We start from the raw sequence: 8,551 nt of genomic DNA on the forward strand, positions 1-8,551 counted from the left end.
CAGGAAACCTCCGAACCAATAGGTTCGGAGGTTTCCTATGTCCTGAGACAGGACATTGGTTGCGGGGGCAGGATTTGAACCTACGACCTCTGGGTTATGAGCCCAGCGAGCTACCGAGCTGCTCCACCCCGCGGCGTACTCCCAGGGTAGCAGGCCCGGGCCCGCGCGGTCGAATCAGGCCGGGGCGTCAGCCGCACGCGACGAGGGCCTCGTCGCACTGGTACTTCGGCGTCGGCGGCAGCACGCGCACCGCCGAGGGCGGCGGCGCGGCAGGGAGCGTCGGCTCGACCCGGCGCTCCTGCTCCGAATCGGGTGCCACCGGCGGGGTCGTGCGCGCCAGGTCGCCGTCGCGCGCGGCCTTCTCCGCTCGCGCGACGGTCGCCCACACGATGCGCTGCACCTTCTCGGCGAGGCGGCGCAGCATGCTGAGCTCGGCCTCGGTCGTGATGTGGCGCGGCTTCGTGTCGACGATGCACAGGGCGCCGATGCGACGACCCTGAGGGTCTTCGATCGGAACTCCCGCGTAGTAGCGCACCTGGGCCTCCCCGGTGACGAGCGGATTGCGGGCGAACCGCGGGTCGTGCGTCGCATCCGGCACGACCATTCCGTCATCGGTGCGCACCGCCACGGCGCAGAACGACTGCTCGATCGGCACCGACTCGATGTCGATGCCGAATCGCGAGACGTGCAACTGCGTGTCGGGGCCGAGCACGGTGACGAGCGCTGTGGGTGCCTTGAAGGCGGCCGCGGCGATCGTGACGATGCGCTCGAGGCTCATCGCCTCGTCGCCGAGCAGGTCGGCGATGCGCTCGGCGTCTTCGACACCCGTGGTCATGCGCTCCGCGATCGCTGTCGTGCGATCGGTGTCGCCGGCGAGGTCGTTGAGGTGATCGACGAGCTCGGCCGCGATCTGGCCGGCCCAGAAGGCGTAGCCCTCAGGGGTGAAGCGGCCGAGGGAGTCGCACGCGGTGTCTCCCGGCGCCGGGAGGAGCGTCGTGCGCGCGCTCGGATGCTGCGTGACCAGGTCATCCGTGACGCCGTTGAGCACGAGCGAGAGCCGGTCGACCGACCGCGCGGCGACTCCCGTGAAGGTCGGCAGCAGGCGCAGGGGGATGATGCCCACCATGAGCAGCAGGGTGCCGCCGCGAACGCGCGAGCTCCAGACGTCGAGAGCACGCCCGATGCGCCGCCGCCACTCGCGCGGGGTCGTGAAGTGCAGCGCGTCGTTCGTGCCCACGGTTGTGATCACCGCGTCGTAGCGGTCGAGCCGCGTTCCGGCGATCACCGCGGCGAGGCCCGCAGCGGTCATGTGGGGGTCGGCGATGACGTCGACCACGGCGCCGCGCCCCGTGCTGGCCCGCAGGGCGCGCGCGAGGGCTCCGGGCAGGGCGAGGTCGTTGGAGGCGACGCCCCAGCCCACAGCAGGGCCCGAGCCGATGAGGAGCACGCGATCAGCCGACGGACCATCGGCGACCGCGCGAGGCAGGCCGTGCGGTCGCGGCATCGACGACAATTCGTCATCGCGCCACGCGGCCCAGGCCGACATGAACGGACGAGCGAGATGCAGTGCAGCGGCAAGCAGTGCCGACACGAGGCTTCCTTCCAAGCCCCCCTTCGCTCCCCACCGTAGGCACGCTGACCGCGGCCGCGTCATCCCCAGTGCGGGGAACTCCCGAAGTGGGGACAGACAGAGCGTTCTGCTACGGGATGCCCGCCCTCAGTCGGCCCGACGGGTCGCACCGAGGCTCATGCCGAGGGGGAGCCAGCTCGTGCCGGGCCAGCCCCACAGCCCATCGCCGCGCGGCTCGAGCACCGAGAACATCTGCCACGGCACGGCATCGTGCTCACTCACGAAGTCGATGCCCAGACCGGCGTCGACGAGGGCCGTCAGGGTCTCACCGAGGGGGTGCATCCACTCGACGGTGCGCGAGTGGGCGAGCTCCGCATCCGGGTCCGCGTAGTCGCCCGGCTCGTCGAGAGCGAGCGGTTCGCGCTCGAAGTAGCCGAAGCGAGGAGCGGGGAACCGCGCGGGGCCGCCGTCGAGCAGCGCCGCGGGCTCGTCAGCACCGGGCTCGTCGGCACGGGGGTCGTCGAAGACGAAGGCCGCCGGATGCCCGTCGGCGAAGTACAGCCGCCCGCCGGGCTTCAGGAACCACGCGATGATGCGCGCCCACTCGACGATGTCGGGCAGCCAGCCGATCGTGCCCCAGGTCGTGTAGACCACGTCGAAGCTCTCGGGCTCGGGCAGCGCGTGCCGGGCGTCGTACAGATCGGCGCAGATGAAGCGGCTGCGGTCGTCGAGCCCGAGCTCGGTCGCGAGCGCGCGCGCCTGCCGCACGGCCGGCATCGAGAAGTCGAGCCCGACGACGGTGGCCCCGCGCTGCGCGAGCACGAGCGAGTCGGCGCCGAAGTGGCACTGCAGGTGCAGCACCCGCAGCCCGTGCCAGCCCGCGGACGCGATGCGGGGCAGCTCGGCCTCCTCGATGGGGTACAGCCGGCCCTCCCCCGCACGCAGCGGAGCGAGGTCGTAGAACTCGCTCGCGACGTGCACAGGAACCTTCTCATCCCAGTGGGCCCGGTTGAGCCGGGCCCACTCGGGAGAGTCGGACTGCGCCATCTCGCCGCTCGTGCTGCTCGCTCGTGCCTACTCGCTCAGCGCGAGGGCACGCTCGAGGGCATCCTGCAGTCGCTCGTCGGCCTCCGCCGCCGCGACGAGGTCGTTGTCGGCGTAGGCCTGCTGGCGGTCGAGGAGAGCCTGGCGGGCATCCTGCAGCGCCTGGGCGAGCTCGGCCGAGATCTCGACGCCCGTTCCGGGGTCGGTCGGGTCGGTCGGGTCGGTGGGCTCGGTCGGATCGGTCGGGTCGACCGGCTCGACATCGCCGTCGCCGGCGTTCGCCCCGGAGTCTCCGCCGAAGAGCGAATCCAGCGCCTCATCGAGGGTGTCCTCGAAGGCGATCGAGTCACCGAAGGCGACGAGCACCTTGCGCAGCAGCGGGAAGCTCGTCTCACCCGTCGACTGCACGTAGACCGGCTGCACGTACAGGAAGCCGCCGCCGATCGGGAGGGTCAGCAGGTTGCCGCGCAGCACCTCGGTCTCACCGCGCTGCAGCAGCGCCAGGTCGTTCGCGACGATCGGGTCGGAGTTGAACTGGTTCTGCACCTGCCCGGGGCCGGGGATCGTCTGCGAGGGCAGCGTGAGCAGCGTGAGCGTGCCGTAATCCTCACCGGGATCAGCGTTCGCGGCGAGGTAGCCCGTGAGCACGTTGCGCTCGTTCTCGCTCGCGGTGCGCGGGATGAAGGTCGAGTACAGGGTGAAGCCCGGTGCATCGGCACCCGGCACCTGCATCGTCAGGTAGTAGGGCGGCTGCAGGGTCGGGGCGGCCGCGAGCGACGTGGGGTCGTTCGGTGTGCGCCACTCGTCATCGGTGGAGAAGAACGAGCCCGGGTCGGTCACGTGGTAGGCGCCCAGGATGTTGCGCTGCACCTTGAACAGGTCGGCCGGGTAGCGCACGTGCGAGAGCAGCGCGTCGCTCATCTCACTGGCGTCGACGAGGGTGTTCGGGAACACCTTCTGCCAGGTCTGCAGGATCGGGTCCTCCGTGTCCCACGCGTAGAGCGTGACCGAGCCGTCATACGCGTCGACCGTCGCCTTGACCGAGTTGCGGATGTAGTTGATCTGGTCGAGCGGGAAGGCCGGGGCCGGCGTGTAGGTGTCGGCGATCGCCTCGCTGAGCGCGACCGTCGTCGAGTAGGGGTAGCTCGCCGTGGTGGTGTACCCGTCGACGATCCACACGATGCGGCCGTCAACGATGGCCGGGTACGGGTCGGAGTCGAGGGTCAGGTAGGGCGCCGCCTTCTGCACGCGGTCGAGGGGGTTGCGCTCGTAGAGGATCTGCGAGTCGTCGGTCACGGCCTCGGAGAGGAAGATCTGCTCCGACTGGAACTTGATGGAGTAGAGCAGGCGCTTGAAGACGTTGTCGAGCGTCGGGCCGCCGTCACCCGTGAAGGTGTAGGTGGCATTGCCGGCCTGGTCTTCGCTGCCCTCGGAGGGGAAGTCGAGCTCGAGGTTGTCACCGCCGCCGACGATCGAGTAGGTCGGCGAGAACTCGCCGAAGTACACGCGCGGCTCGTACTCGCCGAGCTCGGTGGTGAGCGAACCGCTCGCCGGGATTCCGCCTTCGAGGAACTGGGGCCGGCCGTCGTCAGTGCGCTGGTTGCCGAAGGCGGCGACCACGCCGTAGCCGTGGGTGAAGACGATCGTGTTGTTGTACCAGTTCTGCGAGGTCTGCCCGTCGGGGTTGAGCTCGCGCAGCGAGATGACCGTGTCTTGCGTGCGGCCGTCGATCTCGTAGCGGTCGACATCGAGGAACTCGGGGAACTGGTAGTACTGCCGGAACTGCTCGAGCTGAGCGAACGCCTCGGTCACGAGCGCCGGGTCGATGATGCGGATGTTCGCGGTGGTCTCGGCGTCTTCGCGCAGGGCCCCCTGCTCGGCGTCGGTGACGGCGTCGTAGGAGATCTCTTCGATGCCCGACACGTTGTAGGCGTCTCGGGTGGCTTGGATGTTGCGCTCGATGAACGGCGCCTCGAACTCGCGCGCGTTGGGCTCGACCTGGAACCGCTGCACGATCCACGGGTAGACGCTGCCGATGAGCAGGCCGCTCACGAGGAGCAGCGCCGTGCCGACGATCGGCAGGCGCCAGCGGCCGATGACGGCCGTGACGACGAAGAGCGCGGCGACGAGCAACGCGATGCCGGCGAGGATGCCGCGGCTGGGGATCGTCGAGTTGACCTCGGTGAATCCTGCGCCGATGGCGAGGAAGCCGTCGCTGGGCTGGATGACGGTCGCGTACTGGTCGAACCAGATGCTGACGCCCTGCAGGGCGATGTAGATCGCGGCCGTGAGGGCGAGCTGGATGCGGGCGGTGCGCGAGATGCGGATCTCGCGTCCGTTGACGCTGATGGCCCCATACAGGTAGCTCGTGGCCACGGCGGCGAGGCCCGCGAGCAGCACGACGGCCGAGGCGAACGCGATGACACCGCGCCAGAACGGCAGCTCGTAGACGAAGAACGAGATGTCGAGCCCGAACTGCGGGTCGAGCTGGCCGAACTCGGTGCGGTTCCACCACTGCAGCACCATCTGCCACTGGCCGGCGGCCGTCACGCCCGCGAACAGACCGAGCACGGCCGGGATGCCGAGCATCGCGACGCGACGCAACGGCTCGACGACCTCCTGGTAGCGATCGAGCTGCGAGTTGAGCTTGGCGTAGACGGGGCGGGCCCGGTAGGCGATCTGCAGGCTCGCCCACACGGGCAGGAACATGCCGAGGAACCCGACGAGGAACATGCCGCCCGTGGCGAACCACTGCGTGGTCAGCACGTTGAGGAAGCCCAGCTGGTCGAACCAGAGGATGTCGGTGTAGACGTTCGCGAACACGAAGAACAGCACGACCAGTGCGCCGACGATGGCGGCACTGATCGCGAGAGTCGCGCGGGAACGGTTGGCGGGCGGCGTTGCGGTGGACGTCACGAGGGTGCTCCCAGAGTCGGCGGGCGTACGGGCTCAGACTACCGGGGCAACTCTTGGAAGTGGCCCCGGGCCGGGCCTGTTCGCCGCTAGCGTTCGCAGCGCGCGAGCTCGCTCAGATCGCCGTCGTCGGCGATCGTCTGCAGCACGCCGATCGCCTCGTCGAGGGTCGCGACGGCGAACACCTCCAGATCGCCGGGGATGCTGCCCACGACCTCGTCGCAGTTGGCCGTCGGAGCGAGGAACCAGTCGGCGCCGAAGGCGACCGCCCCATGCATCTTCTGCACGATGCCGCCGATCGGCCCGACGGTTCCGTCGGCCCCGATCGTTCCCGTTCCGGCCACCTCGGCCCCGCCCGCGAGCGAGTCGGGCGTCAGCTTGTCGATGATGCCGAGCGCGAACATCATGCCGGCGCTCGGGCCGCCCACGTTCTCGAGCTCGATGTTCACGTCGAAGGGGAAGACGTACTCGCCCGCGATGAGCACCCCGATCACCGGAACGCGCTCCTCGCCCTCGCTCAGCACCGGGGTGACCTCGAGCGTGCGCTCCGACCCGCCGCGCAGGATGTCGATCGACACCGGATCGGCGGTGCCGTTGGCGGCGATCGCGGCGCGCAGCGCCGTGACATCCCGCACCGCTTCGTCGTCGACCGCGACGATGATGTCGTCCGGCCGCAGGATGCCCTCGGCCGGGCTCTCGGCCAGGGTCTCGACGACCCGCAGCTGGCTCTCGTAGGGCTCGCCGAGCGCCCGCAGTGCGGCGGCGATGGCCTCCTGCTGCGAGTTCTCCATGTCGATGCGGCTCTGCTCGCGGCGGTCTTCCGTGCTGACCCCCTCGGGGAACACCGAGTCGATCGGAACGACCGACTGGCTCGGGTCGAGCCAGGCGCGGATGACATCGAACCAGGTCGGCGGCTGATCGCGGTTGCCGTAGACGTTGACCGTCAACAGGCTCAGCGAGCCGGCGGTCTCGTAGGTCGGCTCGCTGGGGATCTCGATGAGCGGCACCTCGTCGCCGTCGACCGTGACCGTGCCGAGGGTGTCGAACACGGGCCCGGGGCGCTCGATGACGTACGGGGTCGGGAGCACGGCGAGGCCGAAGACCCCGAACAGCGTCAACGCCAGCAGCAGCCAGCCGACCCGGCGCCCGCGCATCCGCGCGTCGACGACAGCCGGGTCGTGCGCGTCGTCGAACTCGTCGCCACGCGCGTCAGCGGTGAACAGGCTCACCGGGCTCCTCTCGAGGGTGCTCTGCCCGGCCGGATGCGGCGTCGGGCAGGTGTTCGCCCACGGCGCAGAGCCGCGGGCAAAGCCTAGGCGAAAACCCGTCGGTCGCCCGGGCACGCGCACTAGCGTAGGAACCATGGCTGAGGATCCCCTAGGCGGAGCTGACGACGAGTTCCGCGAGATGCTGCGCCGCTTCCTCGCGGGCGAGGGCGACCTCGACCCGGCGAAGCTCGCCGGCGCCGCAGGGCTGCCGACCGACCCGCTCATGGTCGCGCGCCTGATGGGCCAGCTGCAAAAGGCCATGAACGCGAACGCCGATGGCGTCGACTGGCAGCTCGCGAAGGACGAGTCGGGGCGCATCGCCGCTCAGGGCTCGATCCGCTCGAGCGCCGCCGAGCTCGAGCAGCTGCGGCAGGCACTCAACGTGGCGGCGCTGTGGCTCGACGAGGCCACCTCGATCACCCAGCTGACCTCTGAGCCGACCCTGCTGACGCGCGCCGACTGGGCGCGCCTCACCCTGCCGGTGTGGACGCAGCTCGCCGAACCCGTCGCGACCTCGATCTCCGACTCGCTCACCGAGGTGCTCGACCAGCAGGTGCCGGAGGAGCTGAAGGGCATGGTCGCCAACGCCGGCCAGATGATGCGCTCGCTCGGCGGCACGCTCTTCTCGCTGCAGCTCGGCCACGTCGTCGGGCAGCTCGCGGCGGAGGTCGTCTCGGGCGGCGACATCGGCATCCCGCTGCTGCCGGGCCGCGACGAGACCGATGTGCAGGCGGCGCTCATCCCGCAGAACATGGCTGCCTTCGGCACGGGCCTCGACATCCCTGCCGATCAGGTGCAGCTCTATCTGTCGGTGCGCGAACTCGCGCACGCCCGGCTCTTCCGGCACGCGCGCTGGCTGCGCCAGCACCTCATCAGCGCCATCACCGACTACGCCCGCGGAATCCGCATCGACACCGACCGCATCGAGTCGCTCGCAGCCGAGTTCGACCCGGCGAACCCCGAGAGCCTGCGCGAGGCGCTCACGAGCGGCGCGCTCATCCCGCCGAAGACCGACGCGCAGGTAGCAGCCCTCGGCCGCCTCGAGACCACGCTCGCCCTCATCGAGGGCTGGGTCGACGTCGTCACCGCGCAGGCCACCAGCCGACTGCCGAAGGCGGATGCGGTGGCCGAGACCGTGCGCCGCCGCCGCGCCGCGGGCGGACCGGCCGAGAGCGCCTTCGCGACCCTCGTCGGTCTCGAGCTGCGACCGCGGCGCCTGCGCGAAGCCGCCGCATTCTGGCAGCGCATCACCGACGCCGTCGGCGCCGATGCGCGCGACGGCCTATGGGCGCACCCCGACCTGCTTCCCGGCGCTGACGACGTCGACGACCCGACCCGGGTGATCGCCACGTTGCAGGGCGGGGCGTCGATCGCCCCCGACGCGCTCGATCAAGCGCTCAGCGAGCTGCTGGCCGACGAGAGCGGCGACCGGCCCATCGAGGGTGCCCCGGGCGAGGCTCCTGACGAGCCGAACCGCCCCGACGAGCCGACCGCCTAGCGGCGTCGCCCGCGGGCCCGGATCGCGGGCTGTGGATGCTGGGCGCGCGCCCGCCCGGCCGCCCCCATCATGTGCGCCATGACACTGCGACTCGACCCCCGCCGCCCGATCGTCTGGCGCACGCCGCACAGCCTCCAGATCGGGGTGGACCCGGTGGTCGCCCGCCTCGACGACGTCAGCGACGGCGATGCCCGGCTCGTCGACGCCCTCGCCGTGGGGGTGACGCGCGCCGGCCTGGCGATGCTCGCGGAGCACGCC

The 8,551-nt window shown here is 70.5% G+C and carries 5 protein-coding genes, 1 tRNA gene and 1 pseudogene; 2 read left to right on the plus strand and 5 right to left on the minus strand.

Annotated features, from left to right (window positions below):
• Nucleotides 1–56: 56 nt before the first annotated feature.
• The 5 genes from ACTIE9_RS13200 to ACTIE9_RS13220 form a co-directional block, all read right to left on the minus strand.
• A tRNA-Met gene (locus ACTIE9_RS13200) sits at nucleotides 57–133 on the minus strand.
• Between the two features lie 54 nt (nucleotides 134–187).
• Nucleotides 188–1,591 carry a GAF domain-containing protein gene (locus tag ACTIE9_RS13205; RefSeq protein WP_439566028.1) on the minus strand — a complete coding sequence of 468 codons (1,404 nt, stop codon included), beginning with the start codon at nucleotides 1,589–1,591 and terminating at the stop codon, nucleotides 188–190.
• A 126-nt stretch (nucleotides 1,592–1,717) separates the two neighbouring features.
• Nucleotides 1,718–2,617 (minus strand): class I SAM-dependent methyltransferase, encoded by a 900-nt coding sequence (locus tag ACTIE9_RS13210; protein WP_439566029.1) that lies wholly within the window; start codon nucleotides 2,615–2,617, stop codon nucleotides 1,718–1,720.
• A 27-nt stretch (nucleotides 2,618–2,644) separates the two neighbouring features.
• On the minus strand, nucleotides 2,645–5,530 hold the full coding sequence (locus tag ACTIE9_RS13215) for a UPF0182 family membrane protein (protein WP_439566030.1): 2,886 nt from the start codon (nucleotides 5,528–5,530) through the stop codon (nucleotides 2,645–2,647).
• Between the two features lie 86 nt (nucleotides 5,531–5,616).
• Nucleotides 5,617–6,756: a YlbL family protein gene (locus ACTIE9_RS13220; RefSeq protein WP_439566031.1), complete on the minus strand. Its 1,140-nt coding sequence runs from the start codon at nucleotides 6,754–6,756 to the stop codon at nucleotides 5,617–5,619.
• A 133-nt stretch (nucleotides 6,757–6,889) separates the two neighbouring features.
• Here ACTIE9_RS13220 and ACTIE9_RS13225 point away from each other — a divergent pair, with 133 nt between their 5' ends.
• Both ACTIE9_RS13225 and ACTIE9_RS13230 read left to right on the plus strand, forming a co-directional pair.
• Nucleotides 6,890–8,293 (plus strand): zinc-dependent metalloprotease, encoded by a 1,404-nt coding sequence (locus ACTIE9_RS13225; RefSeq protein ID WP_439566032.1) that lies wholly within the window; start codon nucleotides 6,890–6,892, stop codon nucleotides 8,291–8,293.
• A gap of 78 nt (nucleotides 8,294–8,371) precedes the next feature.
• A pseudogene (locus ACTIE9_RS13230) lies at nucleotides 8,372–8,551 on the plus strand (TOMM precursor leader peptide-binding protein); the annotation flags it as partial.

The organism is Microcella sp., assembly GCF_051860105.1.
GTDB lineage: Bacteria > Actinomycetota > Actinomycetes > Actinomycetales > Microbacteriaceae > Microcella.